The organism is Bacillus sp. EB600, from assembly GCF_024494385.1.
GTDB lineage: Bacteria > Bacillota > Bacilli > Bacillales > Cytobacillaceae > JAEVLT01.
The window spans coordinates 25,513-51,065 of record NZ_JAEVLT010000019.1 but is presented as its reverse complement, the minus strand read 5'-3'; the positions used below and the strand labels follow the sequence as shown (position 1 = coordinate 51,065).

The 25,553-nt window shown below is 36.4% G+C and carries 20 protein-coding genes and 2 pseudogenes; 16 read left to right on the top strand and 6 right to left on the bottom strand.

Features of this window, described 5'->3' with window-relative positions:
* Positions 1–270: 270 nt before the first annotated feature.
* Positions 271–1,656: a hypothetical protein gene (locus JN080_RS17975; RefSeq protein WP_256237360.1), complete on the top strand. Its 1,386-nt coding sequence runs from the start codon at positions 271–273 to the stop codon at positions 1,654–1,656.
* 488 nt (positions 1,657–2,144) lie between these two features.
* Here the strand turns inward: JN080_RS17975 and JN080_RS17970 are convergent, their stop codons facing one another.
* Positions 2,145–2,897 carry a type II toxin-antitoxin system PemK/MazF family toxin gene (locus JN080_RS17970; protein WP_256237359.1) on the bottom strand — a complete coding sequence of 251 codons (753 nt, stop codon included), beginning with the start codon at positions 2,895–2,897 and terminating at the stop codon, positions 2,145–2,147.
* A 456-nt stretch (positions 2,898–3,353) separates the two neighbouring features.
* On the opposite strand from JN080_RS17970, the gene JN080_RS17965 reads away from it, so the two are divergent.
* The 7 genes from JN080_RS17965 to JN080_RS29485 all read left to right on the top strand — a co-directional run bounded on the left by JN080_RS17965 (position 3,354) and on the right by JN080_RS29485 (position 12,835).
* A complete protein-coding gene (locus tag JN080_RS17965) occupies positions 3,354–4,883 on the top strand; it encodes a type I restriction-modification system subunit M (protein ID WP_256237358.1) in 1,530 nt (509 codons plus the stop codon).
* Positions 4,876–6,375, top strand: a complete 1,500-nt coding sequence (locus tag JN080_RS17960) for a type I restriction-modification system subunit M (RefSeq protein WP_256237357.1) — start codon at positions 4,876–4,878, stop codon at positions 6,373–6,375. The genes JN080_RS17965 and JN080_RS17960 overlap by 8 nt, the downstream gene beginning before the upstream one ends.
* On the top strand, positions 6,368–7,126 hold the full coding sequence (locus tag JN080_RS17955) for a restriction endonuclease subunit S (RefSeq protein ID WP_256237356.1): 759 nt from the start codon (positions 6,368–6,370) through the stop codon (positions 7,124–7,126). Before JN080_RS17960 ends, JN080_RS17955 begins: the two co-directional genes overlap by 8 nt.
* Positions 7,063–7,542, top strand: a complete 480-nt coding sequence (locus JN080_RS17950) for a restriction endonuclease subunit S (protein WP_256237355.1) — start codon at positions 7,063–7,065, stop codon at positions 7,540–7,542. Before JN080_RS17955 ends, JN080_RS17950 begins: the two co-directional genes overlap by 64 nt.
* 14 nt (positions 7,543–7,556) lie before the next feature.
* Complete coding sequence (locus JN080_RS17945; protein WP_256237354.1) at positions 7,557–10,454, top strand: type I restriction endonuclease subunit R; 2,898 nt, start codon at positions 7,557–7,559, stop codon at positions 10,452–10,454.
* Positions 10,455–10,839: 385 nt separating this feature from the next.
* Entirely contained in the window at positions 10,840–11,754 is a 915-nt protein-coding gene (locus JN080_RS17940; RefSeq protein WP_256237353.1) for a tyrosine-type recombinase/integrase, read from the top strand.
* Between the two features lie 424 nt (positions 11,755–12,178).
* A complete protein-coding gene (locus JN080_RS29485) occupies positions 12,179–12,835 on the top strand; it encodes a collagen-like protein (RefSeq protein WP_305474240.1) in 657 nt (218 codons plus the stop codon).
* A 622-nt stretch (positions 12,836–13,457) separates the two neighbouring features.
* Here JN080_RS29485 and JN080_RS17930 read toward each other — a convergent pair.
* A complete protein-coding gene (locus JN080_RS17930; protein ID WP_256237402.1) occupies positions 13,458–13,544 on the bottom strand; it encodes a YjcZ family sporulation protein in 87 nt (28 codons plus the stop codon).
* Between the two features lie 212 nt (positions 13,545–13,756).
* Here JN080_RS17930 and JN080_RS17925 point away from each other — a divergent pair, with 212 nt between their 5' ends.
* From JN080_RS17925 to JN080_RS29910, 7 genes and pseudogenes are all read left to right on the top strand, one after another.
* Positions 13,757–14,842, top strand: a complete 1,086-nt coding sequence (locus JN080_RS17925; RefSeq protein WP_256237352.1) for a hypothetical protein — start codon at positions 13,757–13,759, stop codon at positions 14,840–14,842.
* The gene (locus tag JN080_RS17920; RefSeq protein WP_256237351.1) at positions 14,785–15,324 is read left to right on the top strand and encodes a vanadium-dependent haloperoxidase; all 540 of its coding nucleotides are present in this window, start codon (positions 14,785–14,787) and stop codon (positions 15,322–15,324) included. The genes JN080_RS17925 and JN080_RS17920 overlap by 58 nt, the downstream gene beginning before the upstream one ends.
* Before the next feature lie 397 nt (positions 15,325–15,721).
* Positions 15,722–16,258, top strand: a pseudogene (locus JN080_RS17915) (DUF1259 domain-containing protein); the annotation flags it as partial.
* Positions 16,259–16,421: 163 nt separating this feature from the next.
* Complete coding sequence (locus JN080_RS17910; protein WP_256237349.1) at positions 16,422–16,568, top strand: hypothetical protein; 147 nt, start codon at positions 16,422–16,424, stop codon at positions 16,566–16,568.
* 475 nt (positions 16,569–17,043) lie between these two features.
* Complete coding sequence (locus JN080_RS17905) at positions 17,044–17,601, top strand: CBO0543 family protein (protein ID WP_256237348.1); 558 nt, start codon at positions 17,044–17,046, stop codon at positions 17,599–17,601.
* A 1,034-nt stretch (positions 17,602–18,635) separates the two neighbouring features.
* Positions 18,636–18,971 (top strand): annotated as a pseudogene (locus JN080_RS17900) (DUF4183 domain-containing protein); the annotation flags it as partial.
* Positions 18,964–19,146, top strand: a complete 183-nt coding sequence (locus JN080_RS29910) for a DUF4183 domain-containing protein (protein ID WP_375141690.1) — start codon at positions 18,964–18,966, stop codon at positions 19,144–19,146. The pseudogene JN080_RS17900 and the gene JN080_RS29910, both read left to right, overlap by 8 nt.
* 89 nt (positions 19,147–19,235) lie before the next feature.
* On the opposite strand, the gene JN080_RS17895 is transcribed toward JN080_RS29910, so the two are convergent.
* Complete coding sequence (locus tag JN080_RS17895; protein ID WP_256237332.1) at positions 19,236–19,520, bottom strand: DUF4183 domain-containing protein; 285 nt, start codon at positions 19,518–19,520, stop codon at positions 19,236–19,238.
* Positions 19,521–21,658: 2,138 nt separating this feature from the next.
* On the opposite strand from JN080_RS17895, the gene JN080_RS17890 reads away from it, so the two are divergent.
* Positions 21,659–22,831 (top strand): replication initiation protein, encoded by a 1,173-nt coding sequence (locus tag JN080_RS17890; RefSeq protein WP_483861547.1) that lies wholly within the window; start codon positions 21,659–21,661, stop codon positions 22,829–22,831.
* Between the two features lie 105 nt (positions 22,832–22,936).
* Here JN080_RS17890 and JN080_RS17885 read toward each other — a convergent pair whose 3' ends face one another.
* The 3 genes from JN080_RS17885 to JN080_RS17875 all read right to left on the bottom strand — a co-directional run bounded on the left by JN080_RS17885 (position 22,937) and on the right by JN080_RS17875 (position 25,294).
* A complete protein-coding gene (locus JN080_RS17885) occupies positions 22,937–23,449 on the bottom strand; it encodes a hypothetical protein (protein ID WP_256237346.1) in 513 nt (170 codons plus the stop codon).
* Between the two features lie 287 nt (positions 23,450–23,736).
* Positions 23,737–24,297 carry a recombinase family protein gene (locus JN080_RS17880; RefSeq protein ID WP_256237401.1) on the bottom strand — a complete coding sequence of 187 codons (561 nt, stop codon included), beginning with the start codon at positions 24,295–24,297 and terminating at the stop codon, positions 23,737–23,739.
* A gap of 820 nt (positions 24,298–25,117) precedes the next feature.
* On the bottom strand, positions 25,118–25,294 hold the full coding sequence (locus JN080_RS17875) for a hypothetical protein (RefSeq protein WP_256237345.1): 177 nt from the start codon (positions 25,292–25,294) through the stop codon (positions 25,118–25,120).
* Between the last annotated feature and the right edge of the window lie 259 nt (positions 25,295–25,553).

Sequence of the window (25,553 nt, the reverse complement as noted above, 5' to 3'; positions counted from 1 at the left end):
TACTCTGTTTTTATCGTATCATTCATGAATACGGTTCTTGAGTTGCTTTCTTTTCCATTATTCAATAAACTTCACGAGAAAGGACACTAAAGTTCTTTATTTTAAGTCAATCCTAGTACTATGTGAATGATATAATGGAACAAAAAGGAAGAATTACTATTGTGGTCTAAGATGGAAGGTTAGCTTACTAGGCCAATCTGAGTTTCAGTGAAGTAAAGAAAGTTACCGCTGAAGACAAGATGGATGAAGTTTAATGAGGGGGGAAGATTTTTGGGTAAAAAAGTTTTTACAAAAAAAGAGATAAATAAATTGTTATTTAGTGAAACACTTAAAAGAAGTAATCTTCCTTGGCTTATGGAATTATTAAAGAATAATAAAAATCTTAGTTATAGTGACTTAAATGTTACACAGAAACAAATTTTAAATGAAATGCGTTCAGATTTATTAAATAATTCTATTGAGGAATGGGGCACCACACTAGCTACAAACAACCGTTTAACTCTTGATCTAGGTCCTAATGAAGAAAAATGGGTAAAATGCCAGCTATGTGGAACAAAGAATCGATATATTCACTATATAAAAAATAAAATTACAAAAAATGTTATAAATGTCGGTAGTGATTGTATTGAAGAATTTGGTGCAATTGGTGAAATTGCTCATAAGGATAAAAGAAACTTAGTCTCTGATCAAATAAAGAATCGTCGTCTATTGAAACTGTTAGAAACTATACCCGATGCTAAAAGTAGAATTGAAAACTGGAATAAATTTTTAGGTGAAATAGATATTGTTCTTCCAAATAGAATTGAAATGCCCTACATAAATTTAGGAAAAAAAGCGGAAAAATTGTTCAAATCGATATTAAGTAAAAGCCAAAATGAAAAGGAAGTACACATATTAAAAACAATGTTTCTAAAGCAAAATGAATTTAAAGAAAAAATCCTAAAATATGTAGATAGAAACAAAAATCGAACCTTTGTGATGACAAGAGAAATTGACAGCTGGTTAAAATTTAATAAAGCAAATGAATATGCGAGAATTAGAGAAGTGATTAAACAAAGTGGTAATGGTTTCATCACATCTGAAATAGCATATGAAATAAATGAGCCGAAATTTTTGAAAATGATAGCAAACGAATACAACAAAAATATTGATAATAATATCATGAAAGTCGAACATGTTACTAATAATGGGTTTGTAATTTCAGTTTATCCTTTTTTAAACATTTATCTAGAGATTACAAATAGGGTTTTTACAAATAAATATGGTAAATTTGCCTTTGGAGAAAAAAATGAATTTGATATTGAATTCTTATTGACTAATTCTCGATGTTATAGAAACAAAGATAGGGATAAACTAATTGATGAATTGAAAAAAATGTTAAGTCATGTAGGCATGAAGATAGTTAAGATTGATATGAAAAATAATCGTATGGACATTGAATATTCTAGCAAAAAAATATTTATTAGGTTTGAATTAGAAAAATTTATTGAGAGCAACAAACATCACATTTATTTAAATAAACATCAGGAACTACAAACAGTAATAATAAAAAATAACAATACTTTTTCAGAATGGGAATATAGAAATCTTGTTAAGAAAGAAAAAGACATTAAAGAAGTTTATTATGGCGATACTACAAAGAAAAAAAGAAAATAATTTCTAAATAGTCACGGAACAACCCTGTTTGCGAGACCATTTACGAAAAGAAATTGAACAGTGTAATGATATCCTTTTTTGTGAAAAAGAGGGAAATAAGATATAATTTACGCTGGATGAACTTGAAAAGAATAAGCTGCCGGAAGCCCTAAAGTAATATATAAGGAGCGTTTTTGCCCAAAATTGAAGATAGTAGTTGACATTATAGTCAGTAAATAAAAATATATCAAAATTTACTTTTTTAACTGAGCCAAGTATATAAAAAGTGAAAGAGCCTACCAAATGATATGGTAGGCTCTTATTCAGCACACGGTCAAGAAAGTTTTCGAACAAGTATGTAAAACCGTGGCGCATGTCAGTTAGAAATGACCACATCTAACATGTCAGATGGGCAATGTAGTTTTTAACTTTAACTCTTTATAAGAATTTTATAGGAAAATATATACTTTGTCAATTTATTGATAAAGTATATGTTTTTTCTCGAGTACTTATTTGTTGATACTCTGAAACTCTAATATTTGTTTTTTCATTTTCTCATTTTCTTTTTGAAGCTGTTCTATTACTGTATTTAAGTGAATGTTTTGGTGAAAGATATCTGGAGCATAATGATAGCAAAGCTTTGCTTCAATTACCTGTTTTAAATTAGCTCCATAAGGAATAACAGTTGTTTTCATCTTTTTGTTCAATTCATCCACTGTGTCATTTGGAACTATGTATTGATCAACATTACAATTTAAATCGTTGATGATACGATTCTTTGATACACATCGCATTTGATGAAGTTCAATAATTGTATCTTGTGGAAACACGATACCATCTTTAGGGACAGAAATGATAACTTTTTCAATCTCTTTATCTAGTAACCCATCGTCCTCTGAAGTTGTAGGTGCAACAAGAACAAGGTCTTTAAAATTGTGTATTACTATTGCTGGGTGTGGCAAAGAGGATTCTCTTCCAGCATTCAGCCCAAAATCCACAAATACCTTTCTTCCTCTTGAGTACCTTTTCCCTGAAACTGCCCGAACAGGATGGTTTTTTGAGAGACCAAAAAACCCTATCTTGTTCCAAGTATCATTCCAAAATATAAAAGGTACTACCTCTTTAACTAGGTTATTATCTAGTATTGAGCTAGTATCGTTTAAAGTATATCTTAATTGGTTAGCAACATCTTTTTCTTGAGATACTATCTTTGTAGGATTGGTTGTTTTTAACTGCAACAGTCTCTTCGTGTTAATAGGCAAAATTTAAACGTCCTTTCTTCCAAAATATGAAAATATTATATCATGTTTTATGAAACAAAGAATGTTATATATTAATATCGATTTTATAGGGCTAGATGAGAGAAAGTATCCATCATTGAAGGAATAGCTTAACTGATTTGTCCCTTCTCTCGGCTTTCTTGCCCAAAAGATAAATTTTTTCAGATTAACCTTTAGTGAAAAGAGTTTTTTTAAAATAAACAAGTTGTAGTTTTTGAGGTATGTCCATAACTTAAAACTTCAGATCATTGAGGATATAGTCATGTAATATGTTTTTTTGTTATAGTATAGATGAACTAATATATAATTCGGTAAATAGTAGAAGTGATAATATTTTTAATTTTATAATGGAGAAATGAAACTATTTCTTTTTTTAATTTAAAAGTTACATTCAAGCAAGTTGTTTTTTTGTAACATAAATCGAAAGGATCAGAAATTATGGTTAATAAAGCAGTAGAAATTGACAACCCTGATTTTATCAACGACGACGGCACCAAGCTGTTTAATCATTTATACCAGGCTTGTAACATCCTCCGTGGCCCTGTAGCCGCAGATGAGTACAAGACCTATTTATTTCCAATGATGTTTTTTAAACGCTTATCTGACGTATATGATGACGAAACCCGTATTGCTTTGGAGGAGTCTGATGGAGATGAGGAATATGCAAACTTCCCTGAAAACCATCGCTTTGTAATCCCGGAGGGGTGCCATTGGAACGATGTCCGTGAAAAAATCTTCAACACAGGTGCGGCGATTCAATATGCAATGCGTGGTATCCAAAAAGCTAACCCTGACACACTCTTTGGGATCTTTGATGACTTTGACGAGGCGAAGTGGACGAATAAAGAAAAATTAAATGATGAGCGATTAAAAGACCTTATTGAGCACTTTTCTTCTTTAAGTTTAGATAACCGTTCTTTTTCCGCAGATGTAATGGGACAGGCCTATGAGTACCTCATTAAGAAGTTCGCTGATATTACAAAAGACAGCGCTGGAGAGTTTTATACTCCTCGAGCAGTTGTAAAACTACTGGTAAAGTTGCTAGACCCAAAGGCTGGAGACACTATCTATGACCCTGCCTGTGGTACAGGTGGGATGCTTATTGAAGCAAAAAACCATATAGGTGAAAAGAACCTCACTCTTGGTAAACTCTATGGCCAAGAGAAAAATTTATCCACTTCAGCTATTGCTCGAATAAATCTATTTCTTCATGGTGCAGATGATTTTAAAATTATGCGTGGCGATACATTGCGCAACCCTGCCTTCATTATGGATGACCGTTTGCAGACCTTTGACTGTGTTATAGCCAATCCGCCGTTTTCTTTAAAAAACTGGGGCGATGATATGTGGACTAGTGACCCGTATGGGAGAAACATTTTTGGTGTTCCAAATGCCAGCAATGGCGACTATGCCTGGGTACAACACATGATCAGCTCCATGGCTGCAAAAACTGGCCGTATGGCAGTTGTTTTACCGCAAGGAGTACTGTTTCGTGGCAGCAAAGAAGGTGATATCCGGAAAAAACTGCTTGAGTCTAATATGCTAGAATGCATTATTGGCCTTGCGGGGAATTTGTTCTATGGGGCCTCTCTAGCTGCATGTATCCTTGTGTTGAAAAAAAGTAAACCACTTACTATGCACCATAAGGTAATGATGGTGGATGCATCTGAAATTTACAAACCTGGTCGTGCGCAGAATTTCTTGTTGGACGAGCACGTTGAAAGGATTTTTCGGTATGCAACAGAAGAAAAAGACGTAGAAGGATTCTGCAAAGTTGTTTCTTTTGATGAAATCCGAAAACAAGATTATAACCTAAATATTCCACGCTATGTTGAAAAGGTGTCTGAGGAAGATCCGATTACCATCAATGAAGCCATAGAAAATCTAAAGAACAGCGCTGTAGAGGCTTATGCTACAGAAGAGCGCTTTATTTCGTTATTAAAGGAGGCGAGACTATACAATGAGTAGAATTACTCTCCAAGATTTAGAGAGATATTTGTGGGGCTCCGCTATTATCCTGCGAGGTACCATGGCAGCGGGTAGTTATAAAAATTATATTTTTCCTTTACTTTTTTATAAAAGAATTTGCGACGTTTATGATGAAGAATGCGAAATAGCACTGAATGAATCTGATGGTGATGTAGCCTACGCAAAGTTTGCAGAAAACCACCGTTTTCAAGTACCTGAAAATGCACATTGGAATAAAATTCGTGAAGTATCAATGAACATTGGACATGCAATTCAAAAAGCTTTACGTGATATTGAGCGAGCCAATTATGAGTTACTAAGTGGTGTATTTGGCGATGCAGCATGGACAAATAAAGAGAGACTACCGGACAATATACTGAAAGAACTTATTGAGCATTTCAGTTCTCAGGTTCTATCCATAGAAAACTGCCCTGAAGATGAGCTCGGTAACGGCTATGAATACCTTATCAAGCAGTTCGCTGATGACAGCGGACATACAGCACAGGAGTTTTACACAAACCGCACAGTAGTACACCTAATGACTGAGCTGTTGAAGCCAAAACCAGGAGAGTCAATTTACGACCCAACCTGTGGGAGTGCTGGTATGCTTATTTCTTCCATTGCATATCTCAAAGAACAGAATAAAGAATGGCGTACTGTCGAGCTATATGGCCAAGAGTTAAATCTATTAACCGCTGCGATCGGCCGTATGAATTTGTTCCTACATGGAGTTGAGAATTTTAAAATTGTACATGGAGATACTTTGAAGAATCCATATTTCTTAGACGATATAGGTAAACTACGCCAATTCGATATGGTGCTGGCCAATCCACCATATTCAATCAAGCAGTGGGATCGAGAAGCATTTTCTAGCGACAGCTATGGTCGTAACTTTCTTGGCACACCACCGCAGGGCCGTGCAGATTATGCCTTTTTACAGCATATCCTCTCAAGTATGAAGCCTGATACTGGACGGTGTGCAATTTTATTTCCACATGGAGTGCTGTTCCGTAATGAAGAGGCAGTCATGCGAAAAAAATTGGTTGAAATGGATTTGGTTGAGTGTGTAATCGGTATCGGTCAAAATCTTTTTTATAATTCACCAATGGAAGCCTGTATTGTAATCTGTCGAAATAATAAACCCAACCAACGCAAAAATAAAATATTGTTTATTAATGCAAGGGATGAAGTAACAAAAGATCGTTCATTTAGTTACCTTGAAGATACGCATATTCACAAGATTTCTGCAGCTTACGAGAATTTTGTATCTATACAGGGGTTTGCTGCTGTTGTAGGTAAGGAGGATGTTCTTAATAATAATGGTCTTCTCAGTATTCCTTTATTTGTGCGAGATGCTACAGTAGGTCTGACAGACGAAGCTGAGCAAGAATTTGAAGAGATCCTTAATGATTGGTTACTATGCCGAACAGAATTACACAGTAGATTAGAAGATTTGTTATCATCACTGGAAGGTGGTGGAAATAATGGTTAATAAAAGCAAATGGGCCAAGGTGAAACTTGGAGATGTTGCAAAGGAAAGCAAATTATCTGCCAAGTTTCCTTATGGTGATGGTTTTGACTGCATCGTGGGACTTGAACACTTAGATCCTTCATCTTTGAAAATCAAGCGGTGGATAGATATAACAGATAATACCGAGACAACGTTTACAAAGCTATTTAAGAAAGGCCAAGTATTATTTGGCCGTCGTAGAGCCTATCAAAAGAAAGCCTCCGTTGCTGAATTCAATGGCGTTTGTTCTGGTGATATTATAGTAATCGAATCTAATGGCAGAATTGATCCAGCATTATTACCATTCATCATTCAAAATGACTCACTTTTTAATTATGCTATGTCCATGTCCAATGGTTCTTTATCACCAAGAGTTAAGTGGGCTGATCTTTCAAAGTATGAATTCCTACTGCCACCCCTTGAGGAACAAAAACGAATTGCAGAGCTTTTATTGGCAGCAGATGAAGTTATACAGTCGTACAATAATAAGCTTAACGCTGAAATAAGGTTAAAACGGAAAATGGAAGATAAATATTTTTTACTACACGAAGTAATTAAAAAAACTCCCTGTTTGCCTTTGGATTGGAAAATAGGACATATTGATGAACTGCGGAAATTGACCCTCGGTTACCAAAGGGGAGTAACTATGATTTTGTTTCTTTTTTACCGATGGACACGGTTCATGAGGACGGTTCAGTTGGAAAAATCGAAATTAAAGAATTTGACAAAGTAAAGAAGGGTTATACCTATTTTGCTGACAACGATATTTTGTTCGCAAAAATTACTCCGTGTATGGAAAATGGTAAGGGTACCCTCGTAAGAAGCCTCCACAATGGTGTTGGTTATGGTAGTACAGAGTTTTTTGTTATACGGCCTAAAGAACAAAGTGATGAACTATTTCTCTACTATTTAACAATGTCTCGTGCATTTCGTAATAGGGCTGAGCGATGGATGCAGGGAACAGCTGGCCAGCGTAGGGTCCCAAAAGACTTTTTTATAAAAAGGCCAATTGCTATTCCTCTAGCTGAAGAAAGAGAAAAAATTGGAAAATTGTTTGATGATATCGAAACCAATATTCAATATTCAAAAAACATGTATCTCAAAGCTGGGCAAATGTTATCCTCACTGATAGCTTTCCATTTAGGATAAAGAGGTGAACTGCAATGTTTAATGAAGATAACACAATTGAAAAGTTAATCATAAAAACAGCAGTTTCCAATGGCTGGTCATACAGCGAAGCAGAAAACCTGCCCCGCCAGTATTCTGCTGTGCTGGTGGAGCAATATGTTTTTGACGCACTTATTAGACTAAATCCAGAAATTGCCGCTAAACCAGAGCGAGCTGACGAAGTGATGTACAAACTTCGCGCTATCCTACTCTCTTGTGAAGGGGAAGGCTTGGTACGTGCAAATGAGCATTTCATGGAATGGGTTCGCGGTGAAAAAACTATGCCATATGGGAAAAATGGTGACCACACTCAGGTGAAGCTCGTTGATTTTGACGATCCCAGTAATAACAAGTACATTGTCACAAACCAATGGGTATATCCTCGTATTGAGGGGGGACGTAGGTTTGACATCACTTTGCTGATAAACGGAATACCTGTGGTCATCGGTGAAACAAAAACTCCTGTTCGTCCATCAATCACATGGGTAGATGGTGCTAATGATATCAGTAGATATGAAAAAAGTGTTCCGCAGATGTTTGTTCCAAACGTTTTTAACTTTGCTACAGAGGGCAAATGTTATCGTTATGGCTCTGTAAAAATGCCGCTAAACCTATGGGGTCCATGGCATACCGGTGAGGATAAATCAGAAGGTACAATGGCAGATGTTAACCGTAGCATTACCATGATGTTAACACCAGAAATTGTGTTAGATTTCCTTATGAATTTCACCATGTTTGCCAATGATAAGAAATTCCGACGTATTAAGATTATTGCCCGTTATCAGCAATACGAGGGAGCAAATATGATCGTTGGGCGTGTTGTCGCAGGTTATCCCAAACGGGGACTTATTTGGCACTTTCAAGGTTCCGGTAAATCCCTGTTGATGGTATTTGCGGCACAGAAACTGCGGATGCATAAGCAGTTGAAAAATCCGACGGTAATCGTTGTTGTTGACCGCATTGATTTAAATACGCAAATCACTGCCACCTTTAATGCCTCAGAGATCCCCAACATGATCGGCGCAGATTCCCGTGAAGACCTTCGAAAATATCTTCAGCAGGATTTGCGAAAGATAATAATCACAACTATTCATAAATTCGGTGAAGCAGACGGGCTAATAAATAACAGCTCTAATATCATTGTTATGGTTGATGAAGCACACAGGACTCAAGAAGGTGACCTCGGCCGAAAGATGCGTAATGCTTTGCCGAATGCATTTATGTTTGGTCTTACGGGTACTCCTATCAACAAGGCAGATAGGAATACATTCTGGGCCTTTGGTGCTACCGAAGATGAAAATGGTTATATGAGCCGTTACACCTTCCAAGATTCCATACGAGATAAAGCTACACTACCATTACATTTTGAAGCAGTTGATGTAAAGCTTCATATCAATCGTGAAGCTATCGACGAAGCTTTTTCCGAAATGACCAATCAGTTATCTGAGGAGGACAAAGACGACTTAACCAAAAAGGCCGCCAAGATGGCTGTTCTTATTAAGTCACCTGATCGCGTCCGCGCAATTTGTGAACATATAACACGTCACTTTACTGAAAAAGTTCGACCCAATGGTTTCAAGGCACAAGTTGTAACTTTCGACCGTGAATGCTGTGTTCTTTACAAGGCTATGCTAGACGAACTCATTGGACCAGAGCATTCTGCTATTGTGATGCATACAGCAGGTGGTAAAGCAGATAAATTTGCAAAGTGGAAACTAAGCAAGGATGAGGAAGAAAAACTCCTTGATCGTTTTAGAGATCCAGCGGATCCATTGGAACTATTAATTGTTACGTCCAAGTTGCTAACTGGTTTTGATGCACCTATATTGCAAACGATGTATTTAGATAAGCCGATGAAAGACCATAATTTACTGCAGGCCATTTGCCGTACAAACCGCCTTTATGAAGGTAAGACACATGGCCTAATTGTTGACTATTTAGGAATCTTCGATGATGTAACTGCTGCGCTTGATTTTGATGAGAAGGCTGTCAGGAAGGTGGTTACAAACATTGATGGTATAAAAACTGATTTTCCAATTTGGTTAGCGAAGTGTATTAACTATTTCCCTGGTGTAGATCGTACAAAATCTGGTTTTGAGGCTTTGATGGAGGCACAAGAGTGTCTTGCTGACGTTAAGGTCAAAGATGCCTTTGCATCTGATTTTTCCGTTCTACATAAGGTGTGGGAAGCATTGTCACCAGATCCGATTTTGGCTACGTACCAATCAGACTATAAATGGCTGTCACAAGTTTATGAATCTGTGAAACCAGTCTCTGGAATTGGGGCACTTTTGTGGCATTCATTTGGTGCAAAGACCATAGAACTTGTTCATCAGAATGTCACAATAGATGATGTGCGTGATGATCTTGACGCACTGGTTTTGGATGCAGATATTTTGCAGGAATTCTTGGAAACGAATGATCCAAAAAAGAAAAGCCGCGAAGTTGAAATCAAATTAATCGCTAGGCTTCGAAAACACGCCAACGACCCTAAGTTTATTGCCTTAGGCGAAAGGCTTGAAAAGCTGCGTGAAAAGCATGAACAGGGGTTAATTCATAGTATCGAGTTCCTCAAATCCTTGTTGGAACTAGCTAAGGACGTTGTAAAAGCAGAGCAAGGTGTTGATCCACAAGAGGAAAAAGACAAAGCTAAAGCTGCTCTGACAGAATTGTTCACAGCAGTTCGTTCTGAAAAAACTCCAGTTATCGTTGAGAAAATTGTAAATGATATTGATGAAATTGTCCGTTCAGTCCGGTTCCCTGGGTGGCAGAAAACTACGGAGGGAGTTCGAACAGTTAAACAAAGTTTGCTAAAAACTATTCGCCTAAAGTATAAGATTCTCGATCAGGAAGTTTATGACAAGGCATATTCCTACATTGAAATGTACTATTAATTTGACCACTAAATATAGTTGGAATCATGTAATAATGCTGTAAAAGCATTTTGTAATGTTTTCTGTAATAAATTATCTACTTGATTTAATAACCAAATAGCTTAAATTAAAAGTGAGCAACAGGATGTTTATGCTAAAATCTTATTAAGATGAGTTATCTTTCGAGTGATAGTTATTAATGATATATGCAAACAAAAGGGCTGTTAACGGCCCTTTTGTATATTCTTCCCTTTCATATGAACTTAACTAGTCATATAATATACATTATATACGTTCATAACCCGATTTCTTATGTTATACTCATCATATAAGGTTAAAAATACTATTCTTTTAACCTGTTTTTTTCATACATAAACTCAGCATATAAGTTAAGGTCGTGAAGAAATTGTATCAAGATTATATTTTATATCTTCAGAAACAAGGAAAATCAAAAAATACCATCATTTCCTATTCAAATGATTTAAACAGTTTTTTCCATGAAACCAATATTAAACTGGATGATTATGTCACAGCAGCGGACATTCGAAAGTGGATCCACTCGATGCTGAATCCGATGGATATAAAACCACTTGCGACTTCAACTATAAACCGACGTCTCAATTCCTTGCGCAGCTTTTATACCTGGGCCACCAAAAATAAAAAAATACAGCAGAATCCGATGCAAGAAATACAAGACTTAAAATCTGCAGATGAAGATTCTGAAAAGATCATGTGGCTGACGGAAGATGAGTTTGAAGATTTACTTTATATAATTAGGAAGAAACCCGTCAAAAGCAGGGGAGTGAATCCGGAAGAAAAGTATCGCCGTGATCGGGCGATTATTTATTTGCTTACTTACGCCGGCTTACGCGTGGATGAACTTTCAAATTTAAAATTAACTAACATCGATTTAGACTTGAAGAGGATTCGAATCGTTGGAAAAGGGATGAAGGTCAGAACCATTCCTATTTCGAATACGCTGCTGGATGAAATTCAAGATTGGCTGACCTTCCGGGCAGAAATGGCGAATCAGAAACCGCAAGTAGAGGATTCTCCTTATGTTTTTTACAGCCAACGATCACCAAAGTTTACGGTACGTGGGATTCAGACGATGGTCGAAAATTACAGCTTGCCAAATAAAAAACTAACTCCCCATATGTTCCGTCATACGTTTTGCAAATGGATGCTAAAAGCGACGAATAATGATATTGAAAAAGTAAGAAGACTCGCCGGCCACAGTAACATCGCGACAACAAGTAGATACTTGAAGGATTCGTATAGTGATTTGGCAGATGCAGTGGATGCATTGCCTAAATTTTAGAAATGTGTAGACTATTTTTTTACCCTTTATCTTGAGGCGATGGTGTTTTCTTCAGAAGTGAGACCTTCAAATTCATTTTAGGAGAACAGCGCTCAGACTGATAAAAAGTAAAGAACGCTATCTGTCATGCTCCACAATCGGGCCATTTAATTGAATAACTTACTTTAAATAAAACTGGATATTTATGTAAAAAAATAAGTTAGATTGTAAAGGGTTGAACTAACGGTCAGTTGAATAAGAAGTAGAAATATCAGTATAGAATTATTATTACTTATCATTTTTTTCGAAGAAAATAAATGTAAACAAGCTTAATATTTTTCCGTTTTAGCACAAGCAAATATGTTATTGAGGACATACTCTTTTAATTATAAAGGAGATGATATATTTGGTGTTTAATGGAAAAAATTTTATAGGATGTTGTCCATTGGTTCCGATTCCAAAACCGCCACAGCAAAGATGCATCTGTCCTCCTGGACCACGGGGAGCTATCGGGCCAAGAGGAGCAACAGGAGCTACCGGACCACAGGGACCAGTAGGAGCAACAGGAGCTACCGGACCACAGGGACCAGTAGGAGCAACAGGAGCTACCGGACCACAGGGGCCAGTAGGAGCAACAGGAGCAACAGGAGCTACCGGACCACAGGGGCCAGCTGGAGGAGTATTAGCGTTTGCAGATTTTTTTGCATTGATGCCTCCTGATAATGCAGCAACAGTTGCTCCCGGTACTGACGTAAGTTTTCCACAAGATGGACCTACTAGTGGGACTGATATTACCCGTACTGGTCCCAGTACATTTAACTTGTCTGAAATTGGCACTTATCAGGTATTGTTCCAGGTAAGTGTGACCGAACCGGGCCAACTGATTTTAACTCTCAATGGCGCTGACCTGGCCTATACGGTGGTCGGACGAGCAACCGGTACTTCTCAGATAGTAGGAATGGCTCTTGTGACAACGACAAGCATCAATTCAATACTCACTGTACGAAATCCTGCTGGCGAATCCACAGCACTAACCATCACTCCTCTCGCTGGAGGAACAAGGCCTGTTTCAGCACACCTTGTTATCACGCGACTCCAATAGAAGGGGAAAATAGAATAAAATGCTCTATACAAAACAAAGCTGTAGGCAAGTTTGGTAGATAGCTTTTGAGCCCCTAACAACTCGTTACTAATTAGAGTTTCCAAGTACATCTGTAGCTAAAAAAGTAGAAATCTAGTCTTGATGAGTGTTTACGCTTTCACTGACAACGTACACTAGATTGTTTAACACAACCTCAGCCCCATCTTAGTCAAGAAAGGTGTACCGAAAATACATTAACACGTGTTTAGAAATTGAAAATTAAAACGGTTTTAGCAATCGATGGCTGCTAGTTCATTAAGTTTGGTTGTCAAAATAACAACCTTTTTTATTCCATAGTTCGAAGATTATATGTACAATAGAAGAGAAGGTGCTTTTTCAATGGAGTGCTTTTCTTCAATAAGGTCTTTGAAACGATCTTTCGCAATCGGGCGCTTTTGTTGTATAACGGACTTAGTCAAGGACTTATTAAGACGTTTTTGGCTCAATATGAGTGATCCCGTAAAAGTAAACGACTATTTTTGAAAGTAGCCCCATTTTTCAGCGGAAGAATGCGGCTTTCAGACGTTGAAAATAAATAACCTTATATCTACTTAATATTACCTGCCCTGTGTTCCGTACCATTTTAGTAAAGCACGAAAGAAGATCCTACAATGGTCAGTAGAATGAACAAGACCACGATTAACGCAAAAGAAACGTTACTAATGAATATAGATCTTGTAAAGACATAATAGTGAGGTATGTCTTATTTTTTTTGTACTATAACCCATTTAAAACTATAGAATATGTTAACTGTTTTCAGACATGTCATATAAGGACAAGAGAAGAGTGAATAACCTAATAAAAGAATCTAAGCCAATGAAATGAATCTGAATACCTTATATTGAGTCTATTCTTTTTTGAAAGGATATAAGGAGCGATGAAATGGAAAAAAATGAAATAGACAATGAGAGTTTAGAGCCAAACAACTCGTGTGTAATCGGACCGACCAATGCCGAAGAGCGTCGAAAAGAGGCCTATCAAGTTCGTGAAGAAGCTGCCCATTTCCAGAAGAAACTTCCTCTCCCGGAAAAGCCTTGTAATCATGATGAACACTTATTTTTTAATAAAATCGCTAACTATTCAAAGGGGCTGCCACACAATTCACTAGGAGAGGTTGACCTTAATGCTTATAAATCGTTTATTCACGCATTAAAGACAGGTAAACCAAAAGATTTTGAAAAGATCCCATTAGGCGGAGTTTTCAAATTATCCAATCCGCAAGCTGCGTATACATTAGACCTAGCTGGACCTGATAGTCACCATTTAGGTATCATGGCGCCACCGTCCTTCAGCAGTGCATGGGAGGCGAGTGAGATTGTTGAAGTTTATTGGCAGGCCATTACCCGTGATGTCCCTTTTGAAGACTATCACACCAATCCTCTGACCGAATTGGCCGCTTTAGATCTATCCAAATTTTCTGATTTTCGTGGACCAAAAGTGAATGGACTAGTCACTACACAGACCTTATTTCGAGGTAATGGGCCAGGCGACCTCATTGGGCCATACATCTCCCAATTCTTGTGGAAGGACATACCTTATGGAGCAACAACGATTACCCAGCGGTACAGTACCACAGTAGCAGGGGACGACCACATGACATCGTATGGAGAATGGTTAAATATCCAAAACGGATTACCTCCAACAACGAAGAATCAATTTGATCCGATACCTCGCTATATCCGTAATAGCCGAGATTTAGCCTCATTTGTTCACAAGGATTTTAATTACCAATCGATCCTTGATGCTTGTTTAATTCTATCGAGTTTAGGGGATTATGCACTTGATCCAGCTAATCCTTATCTGCATTCCAGAACTCAGGTTGGCTCATTACTTTTGGCACTCCTCATATTCTTGATTGGGTGGCCAAGGCTGCAAGGACAGCTCTTGAGGCCGGTTGGTTCCAGAAGTTTTTGGTCCATCGCCGACTCAGGCCAGAAGAGTTCGGTGGCCGCGTCCACAATCAATTGATAGGTGCTTCTAGTTACCCCATTAACCCTGAACTACTCAACTCAGAGGTTGTTTCCCAAGTTCATAGCAAATTTGGAACATACCTTTTGCCCCAGGCCTATCCGGAAGGCTGTCCGACTCATCCATCCTTTCCTGCAGGACACGCCTGTATGGTTGGAGCCGGAGTCACGATGTTAAAGGCATTTTTTAATGAATCATTTGTTATCCCCAATCCCGTCGTAACCTCATCTGATGGTCTCTCCTTACTTCCTTTCACAGGTCCTTCATTGATGATTGGGGGGGAATTAAATAAACTTGCATCTAACATCTCCCTTGGACGGGATGCTGCCGGCGTCCATTGGCGTTCTGATGGCATCGAAGGGCTAAAATTGGGTGAAGCAGTCGCCATCGGTATCATTCAGGATTACAGGAGGACTTACAATGAGTATTTTAACGGATTCACTCTGACTAAATTTGACGGAACTACCATCAAAATTGGATAGTATCTAAAAATCTTTAGATGCCTATCATTTATTATCTTATTTTATCTCCGTTAACTCTAGGAGAAAAAGCTGGCCACAGAAGTGTTTTATGAGGGTTTGGGGTGATTAAAATGGAAGATGACTATCCACCGACAAGGATTAAGAATAAGGTGTGAGAAAGAAGTTCATCCAGAGGTTAGAAGGGCTTCTCAAGAGTTTGCAAAGTGGTTAAGAAACGAATTGTTTTATTTTCAATAATGATAGTTTAAGAGGTCTTATAATATCTTTAAATGAGGTTAGAACTCAGTTTTTAAAATCTTCAGTTTTTAAATCAATTTTATTTTTTATAGACATAAGTGGAAAGTTCTGTCCAAATGGTCCAGTTTGAATATTATATCCTGAAAGATTAATAGTTCAGGTGGTTTTGGGTAGAAGAGCAGAATCCTTTATGTTTAGACCACAGGCCTTTTCGTTTGAAAATATGGATCGTGAAGGAAATGCTTTGTGCCTTGGGGAAACGGTTATTCTTCAAGAAGAGATTAATCCATTAATATCTCGTCTACGTGAATTTGGAATTATTGTAACAGCTCTTCACAATCATTGGCTTTTTGATAAGCCGCGTTTAATGTTTATCCATTTTGAATCCATCGATCGGCCACTATCTTTTTCGGCGAAAGTAAGAGAGGCTTTAGATGTGTTAACTACCCGTAATGTAGGTGTTCAATCGCAGGTAGATCATCCTGTTTCGAACAGACAAACAGAAGAGGAGTTTAATCCATTGATTAGTAAACTTCGCCAACACGATATTATTGTGACTGCCTTTCATAATCATTGGTTATTTGATCATCCACGACTAATGTATATACATTTTGAAAAAATTGATAATCCGATTCAGTTCGCCAAAGATGTTAAGGATTCCTTACGGGTGCTTACAACGAAAGAAGTTCGACCATAATAAAATTTCCTTGGTACGATTTCTTTATTTTAACAATGCGAAAATTTTAATACGACAAGCGCTTTCTTCCTTCCTAAATCATAATATATAGTCCTGGAGAATCTGCAATGGATCCTATTCTATGCTTATTCTTCGAGTATTAGATTATATAAGGGGAGTATTCATGCAAACAATTTCTGATCAAGATATTCGTAAAGCAGTAGAGGCAATACAAACAGCTGGAATGAGGGAGTTCTTAGTTGAAGAACCAATAGCAATGAGCCCCGGTCCACTATCTAAACGTTCAGGTCGCTTAGGCCGTTCTAGTTAATCTCGGACAAATAAACTGTTTTCGATGTTTCGGTTAAATTCCTATTTGGAGAAGTATACTTTTTTAAATAGGAATTTTTATTTAAAAACGGACAGATAGTTTTGCTAAATAAGACCGTCATATTCTTTTGCCTAAAGTAGGGAAAAATTCAAATGATCAAAAAGGAATATAATTGTATTTTTAATACATAAAAGTGAGTTCAAATAAAGGTTTAGTGATGAAGGGAAGCTTATACGATTAAAGTTCCAGTTGAAACAATGTCCCAACGATCTTAGGTATATTTATATTTTTCCCTAGACGATACAATATTGAACTTCCTACATCGGGGAATTCTATAATTATATAGATATTTTGCTTATAAGTGGCAGTTTTGTTAAAGAATAAAAAGTAATAATTGGGGTTGTTGAGACAAATATTAAAAAGATGGATATAGAGCGGTGAGACGGTCTTTTTTTAATTAAAAGGGATGAGAGAAATGGATAAATTCCGAAAGATGGAAAACACCTATGACCACCTACGAAAGTTATGGTTTGATTACGGGACACAAGAAGTGGTTTTTACATACCAGTGGTGGATTGAAATATTTGTTTTTATTTTTTCATTGTTTCTATGGTGGAGATTTGTCGATAAAACTCGGTTAAAAGAAATAAGTCTAGTTGGGCTGATTACAGCAGGAATTGCTTTCATTTTGGACCAAATTGGTACATCCCTAGATTTTTGGATATACCCTTATACTTTAACGCCATTAGAAAGAGATGAGTTTGCACCTGCTGATTTATCTATTATTCCCTTTATTTACTCGATGATTTATCAGAGATATTCTACGTGGAAAAAATACATAATAGCAACTATAATTTATGCGTTTTTTGCTTCATATATAGGAGAAAATATCTTTCAATGGCTTGGGATATATAAAATAAAAAAATGGAATCACTTATACTCTGTCCCATTATATATATTAATTGGAATATTTGTGAAAGCGGTTCTTCAAAAATTTAATTCAATTGAGTCACATTTCAAAAACAAAGAATAAATGTTACTGCTTTCACTAACTAGGTGCTTGAGTTGAATAAGCATCAGGCTGCATCAGCAGCTTTTTTTTATGGATTCAGAAGAAAATCCGAATGTAACATAATCTATAGTTAGCGACTCTCAATATAAGCTATCGACTCGTAGTGACTTCTAAATAGCAAAAGGACAAGCTTTTGCTTGCCCCAACACGACGGTAATCCACCCTTGGATTTGATATATTTTATTCAGTCCTTTAGGTTTGGTGCCTATATCAACACTTATTTGCGTTTTGTAATGAATGTAACATAATGGATGAAATGATACATTGGTGATGTATAACTAAATTATTAGTTTTAAGCGGATAGTGTTCATTTCTTCGTACATTGTTTAAGTCATTCGATAGTGAGTCAGTCGTATTCTCGCTTTTTATTTCGCAGTATTCACAATTTGTGTGTTTTTTGAGGACAATAACATATACACATGAAAAGCATTAAACATAAAATAAACCAAGTTCCAATGATCTCCATTTTTTTTGAATCTTACCTCGTAGAAGAGACAGAACTCACTCTTTTCCTTTGTTTTTTACTCTATACCGAAGCAATACTTCAAATATTCAAGAAGAGCTTGTATAATAAAAAAATTTAAAAAGGGTCTTATTAGGGAGTTGTCCAATCAAATCCTGTTCTTAAAAAATAAAATGATAGCAAGGGTACGCCCCCCTTTCTTTCCATAAAAAAGAACAGATATGCGTGTATCTGTTCTTTTTTCATTACTTAATAAATAGGATAAATTTTTCGTTTGGTGTTCCAATGTAACAAAATACAAGTTTTGTTACATTTGGTGAATTTCAGCTCTTTTGCTTTTTAACTTTTAGAATTCTAAATAGTGGAAAGTCAACCTTTGTCCAAGATTCTGCAAAATTACTAACATATTATTTTATAAGGTAATTTTTAAAAATTTTATGAGGTGATTTATATGGTTAACAATAACCGACCTTTTCAGGGATGTTGCCCACTCATACCTATTCCAAAACCCATAAAACATTTCCCCCCTCAAGGACCTAGGGGACCTAGGGGACCCCAGGGAGCTACTGGACCTCAGGGACCTCCAGGCCCTTCAATTCCAGGTCCAATTCCTACAACTAATTTATTGTACTTTACTTTTTCTGACGGTCAAAAACTTATATATACAAATGCTGATGGCTTAGCGGAATTCGGGACAACTCAGATATTATCACCAAACGAAGTTTCCTATATTAATTTGTTTATTAACGGCATACTTCAACCCCAAACTGTTTACCTCGTACAAGAAGGATCCTTAACGTTGTTAACACCAACAGCACCTGAAGCTGGTGTACCGATAACGCTTCAGTTTATTCTGATTAATCATTAAAAAAGCTAGTATCTATAAAAAAGTAACTGTATCTTTTATTAACCTTTTTATTAATGGTATATTACAACTGCAAAATCAATATATGGTTGAACTTGGAAAAATTACACTTACTTCCGGTGATGTACCCGAAGCAAAAAGTCCTATTATTCTTCAATTTGTGAGAATTAAGGTGTAATGGTGAGAAATTATGTATGTTTTGTGATTTTGTTTATACAGTGAACACAAATGCTGACAATTAGATGTCAGCATTTGCATGAAATAGGATTAGTTTATAACAAATTCAAGTACAATTGGAGTAGCAGGATCAAGTGTAGCTCCACCTACAATCGTTACTGCAGTAGTTGAAAGACCTGTTACAGTATCACTTGTTTGAAGTAAAGCATTAATATATAAATTTACAACTGGAGGTGAAGAAGGAAATGTTGAAACACCACCAGTATCATCAGTGAAATCTGTATTAGCATATGTCACATCAGCGCCTGCAATTGTACCAGCTCCAATGGTGCTTACAAATCTTCTTCCCGCCATGAACGGTTTAACGATAGGCATTTGTATTCACTCCTTTTTTTCAAGTTTACGGAGTTTGTGGAAGGATACTAAGCAAGTGTGCTTGTCCACTCCGGTATTATATTTTATTACTATCTTCTAACTTTGTGACGGCAGATGCTCTGTTTAATATGCTAATATTCCCATCTATATCCATTTGCCTGCCTTTTTTTCACCTTTGCTGATTTTGATTTAATATACTCCATCCATATCTGTAATCCACGCTTCCATTGCATTGTGCTTATTCAACAAAACTGGAATTCATCGAATGTAACAAAACCTCTATTAAGTTACATTCAGTTTGTTCTCTTGGCCAACGGATTTTCTCCATTAAAAAAAGCAGCTTGTTAGCTGCCCTGGTTTTGTATAACCTCCGTTCAACTTCTGTTCACCCTTTTGCTTTCCTTGCGAGTGCCTTTGTTGATTCTCCATGAAATGCCTTGCTTAATAAATTCATAAAATGGGCCACTGTCTAAACATTATAGTTAATTTACCCATAATATGGAAAATGGGATTCCAACCAATTCTTTTTTTCTAAAGGCACATTTCTTTGTGTCTTTTTTCTTGTAGTGTCCATTCACTTTTCCATAACGTAACTCAAAAAAACCGATCCACCCCCATGAGAATCGGTTTTGACAAAGTTTCCTCGTATTGCTACCCACATTTAGCCGAAATGAACCTGAGTAATTTTCTCTTTACAGGGAAAATCTATTACTAAGGGGGATTCCACCTTCCTTAATAAATGTATCTGTAGCACATTCCAACGGTCATCTACAGATACATTTTTAGTGACTTTATAACATTCGTTTTTTCATTTGGAGCACAAAGAACCTTCCCGTTCTTCCAACTTCGACTCTTCAACCTTCACTCACCAACTCTCTCTTACTCTTATCTACTGTCCAATTCTTCCTACATACTCTACACCCAGCTTCACATGTTTACTCTTCAGGCATATATACTTCGGAGTAACGTATACCTCAGCACGTCATAAGGTACGTTGACGGGGTGAGGTATGCGTTTGTTCACGGAGAAGTATATATGCCGGCCTTTCCTCTAATACAAAGGGACAGGGGGAAGTTTAACCCGTAAATAAAAACGCAATATGTATTGCTCTGTTTTTTATGTTTATATTTATAACTTTGATTACGGTTTTATCTGCAGTTTTTCAACTGATTTACCACAAAAAACCAAACCGAAAACAAATAACAAAAACCAATAATGCCTTAAATCCTTTGATCCTTCCTAACTTCATCAATCCACGGATTATAAACCATCATAATGGCTTTTTACTCTTCCTTTTTTACGCTTACTTTTATTCTTGTTCTTTTTCTTAATTTTTTTCTATTCCCTAACTCCTCGATCCTCTTACTTACTCACTTACACTCTCTAACTCACACTTTACTTTCCATACACTTACTCACTAACTATTCCCCACCATCCCCTTCACCCAAAATATATGATCAGGTAAGTAGGTTATTTATCTAAGGTCCAGCAGAATGGTCACGGATTGGAAATACGGAAATCCGTGACCATTCTGCTGGACCGGGTCTCGTTTTCTAAACAAAATGACTTGCATTTAATATTGGGGATGGTGGGAAGGTTTTTTACAACACTATTTACAACCTTTTTTTTGCTTTTATAGTGTAACAAGATTAGTTCCCAATTAGATAAACAGGATGATTTCACTTTAGAAAGAATCAAAGAAATAGACTTGAGTCAGGTAAGCATTGTTTAAACAAAAATGATTGAAAATATTTATTCACACAGCTCTGTTGTGAATGTTTTACAAATAATGTTTTAATTGTTTTAATTGTTTTAATTGTTTTCGGTGGCTATAAATCCAGTCGTATCAAGGGATGTAGCCCTCCAACTATAACATTTTTGGTTTTAACTATAACAAAAATGGTTCCAACTATAACATTTTTGGTTTTAACTATAACATTTTTGGTTCTGTAACTATAACAAAAATGGTTCCAACTATAACATTTTTGGTTTGACTATAACATTTTTGGTTCCAAGTATAACAAAAAATATCTTTTGTTATACTTCATTCTTTGTCATAATTAGATATATAGGGGAGGGGTTCTTTGGTGCCAGTCATAGTCGATTCAAATAGTAATAAGCTAGTCACTAAATCAAACATGCTCATCGAAGCGAATTACAAACTTGGAGTTGTAGAACAAAAGATTATTCTTTGTTTGGCCAGCAACATCCAGCCATCGGATTCAGACTTCAAAACATATACCTTACCCGTTAAAGAGTTTAATAAGTTACTAGGTCTTAAGGGGAATCCTAAATATACGGAATTAAGACAAATAACCAGAGAATTGATGCAAAAGGTTTTTGAAGTACGGATCAATAAAAAAGTGATTCAGGTTGCCTGGTTAAGCTATGTAGCTTATAACGAATCAGATGGGACAATTGACATTCGATTTGATCCTTTTCTTCGTCCCTATCTCTTGGAGCTAAAAAGGGAGTTTACAAGCTACAAACTAGAAAATGTAGTAAAGTTAAAAAGCTCTTATGCTATCCGAATTTATGAATTGTTAAAGCAATACGAAAAATTAAAAGAACGAACTTTTCTTTTAAAAGATTTACGAAAAATTCTCGGAACTGAAGACATTTATCCTGCATATGGAAACTTTAAGCAAAGGGTTTTAGTGCCTGCTCAAAAGGAATTACAAAAGAAAACAGATATAAGCTTCCAAATTGAAGAGGTTAAAGAAGGCCGCAAAGTAGATAAAGTAAAATTCGTCATATCAAAAGGCCAGAAACAACCTACAAAACAATTGGATCTTTTTGAGGATAGTTTACAAGGATTCCAAAATGCAAACTCATTTAAAGAGCAAGTTAAAAAATTCGCTTTTTCTATGGGTATCAAGATTAGTGATAATCTAATTGCATCCTGGAAAAAATTCGGTGAGGATAGAGTGATTGAATTAATGAAACACGTTCAAATGAGGCCAGATATTGATAATCCCATCGGGTACATAACTACTGTATTGAAAGCCTCCATATCAGAAGAAGAGGTTGCTGCCGGATCTGAATCACAGAAAATGTTATTTCATTTAATTTCGAGCTTTAGAAAATCGAATGAGTCTAAGCCAGCATGGTTTATAAAAGATTTAGCAATCGAAGAGCTACAAACAAAGTTTGGTTTAGATACCAATGAAGCTTCAACAACATTTGAGGATTTGAAAAAAGAGCTTTTTGAAGCTTTAAAAGTGGAAGAATCAGTTCAATCAAAAAACCTGTCTGAAAAAGACATAAATGATCAGAAAAAGGAAATTGAAAAGCTTTTAAGCAGTTGTTAGCCGAATAAGTAAAGCACCCAGGGGACTCCCTGGGCCTTTTTAATATTGTCTACATATCCCAAAAATCACTCATCTTTGCCACGGGATCTATCTTGCGGATCGCCTTTAGAGAGTATCTCTCCATTCCTTTATCATTCGGTCGATCCGTTCTTTGTAACGTTCATTCGTGAAAATCTCCTGGGTGGTGGTTCCGTGCTGTTTGGCATGGCGGGAAAAGTTAGAAGCGCTGACCCATTGGTTGCATTTAGGGCACGGCAGCTTCCCATCGACTTCCCACGATTTTGCTGTGAATCGGCTCTTGGTTGCTTCTTTAGAGGCTGCAATCTCTTTGAATACTTGTGTAGTTGCTTTTGTACTCGGTTCAACTACAACGTCAATCGTTTTGTCGTCAGTTGTATTTTCTTTTGGTTTGGATATATTTAGTTTACTTGTATTTTCCTTTGGACTGCCTGACATTTCGCGTTCTACAAGCAGGTAAACAGCTTCGCTAATAGATAACCCCAGTTGATCGCAATAGTCCTTAAAATCGCTGTATAAGCTTTTGGGAAGGCGTGCAGTTAGCACCTCGGTTTCTTCCTTTTTCCTTCTGTTCCTAGCGAATTGTTCTAAGTAACCCATTGACTACACTCCCTTATGTTCCATTCTGTTTCGTGTGTATTCAAATCTTTTCCTTCTTATTATCGTAGAAATATGAAAGTGGACAAGTTGTATTTGATTATATTCGGGATGTATTCAAAAAGAATGACAGTGAATCACGATTGTAGTCGTAATATCTTAGCATATTTTGTGAATAGAATAATAGATTATTTATCGAATCCAAAACCATAATCGGTTATTTATGCTTATATGGGCTTGTACGCGGTCTGAATGGCATATAAAAAAGAGTAATCTTTCTTGATTACTCTTTAGGCTTGTTGTTTACGTTCTTTTACTGCTCTATATAATGTTGCTCGAGATACTCCAGTCATTTCCGCTATTTCGTCTACTGTCATTGTTTGGCTATCGTATAGCTTTAATGCTTTTTCAACGTCTTTTTTATCCGCTTTTGGTCTACCACCTACACGCCCTCTTGCTCTTGCTGATTCAAGTCCTGCTTTCGTTCTATCTCTGATAATATCCCTTTCAAGTTCCGAAATGCTCGCCATTGTACGAAAGAAGAATCTACCCATTGATGTACTTGTATCAATCTGATCTTGAATAGAAACAAAATCCACTTCTTTTTCTGCAAATAGTTCTGATAGTTCAATTAAATGCTTTGTACTTCTGCTGATACGATCTAACTTATAAACAACTACTTTATCACCCTTTCTCAATTTATCAATCATTTTTTCTAATTGTGGTCTATCTTTTTTAGCACCACTCATTTTTTCTTGAAAAATTTCATCTACTCCGTATTTCGAAAAAGCGTCTAACTGTATTTCTAAATTTTGATCTTGTGTACTTACCCTCGCATATCCAAAAATCATAGGTATCAATTCCCTTCCTCGTTTTGTTACTCTTATTGTATCAAAAACGGTTATTAAAGCTGAGTTTTATTACGTAGTTTTTGAGATAAGTTTTGATACAAAATATATGATAAAAACAAGGAAAAACGGTCTAAACTGAGAGTACCTAAAAATGTATCATTAACCTTCGTTTTTGATATTACGCAGTAGTTTCTATTAACGAATAAATACTCTTTATCAATTTTCACCCGCTATCCATTCAAATAAAAAGACCGCCATTTAGACGGGCATGCTTCTTTTAGCTTCAATTCGGAAAAATATACTAGTTTAATATCATAAAATAGGCTATCTCCCATGTTCTAAGAATAAAATTGATTGGTCAAGTGCTGATTATCCGTTACGAACTTTTTGGCTTGTGGTTCGATTCGATATCGTGTAAATTCGTTTAAATGATTACGAAAACCGCTTAACAAAGCTATTTCTATCAGTTTTAACAATAAGGGGTACACAGCCCCATATCCATTTAGCTAACTGTTAAACGAGACCGCCTTAAGGCGTCTTAGTTGCTTTGAATGCAACTAGAACTGAGTTCAAACTGTATCCATTTCAGTTCCTTAAACCGTTATTATGTTACTTTCGGTTTCTGCGAAATAATGGAATAATCCTTTTGTCCCTTCGTTAGGTAACATTTTGAAAAATAAGTTACATTCAAACCAATATGATTTTTTCGAGGAGAAAAAGTAAGATTTACATGGGGCCTACTAGCGAAACGCAGATTTAAAGGTTTGAGTTCCTTTTAAGATACCCAAACCTTTTTGTACGATCGTATGTATGTTAAATTTTAAGACCCAATGCTCTGTTCTATTGCAGTTTCCCAACTTGAAAAATAATACAATGCATTCTTCATAAGCTCTGGATTTGATTTCTTTATTTGCTTCTTCCGAAGGAGCATTCCTTCTTTTTGCATCAGTTCAGAGATTTGATTCATAACCTCTTCTACACTCATACTTGTTTCCACTTAGTTCCCCCCCTTTCTGTTTTCGACTGTAATATAATTTCCGTCTACCCAAAAATAATACAACCTTTATGTAGAGGTGAATATTATATACAAGACAAGTTTACATAAAGCAACTTTTCGGAAGATAGAAAAACAAAAACCCCATGGTAGGGGGAGGTGGAGAACAAAATTTTATTTGTAAATAAAAGGGACAAGCTTTTGCTTGCCCCGGCACGACGGATACTACCCTTGGATTTGTTACATCTTATTCAATTATTTA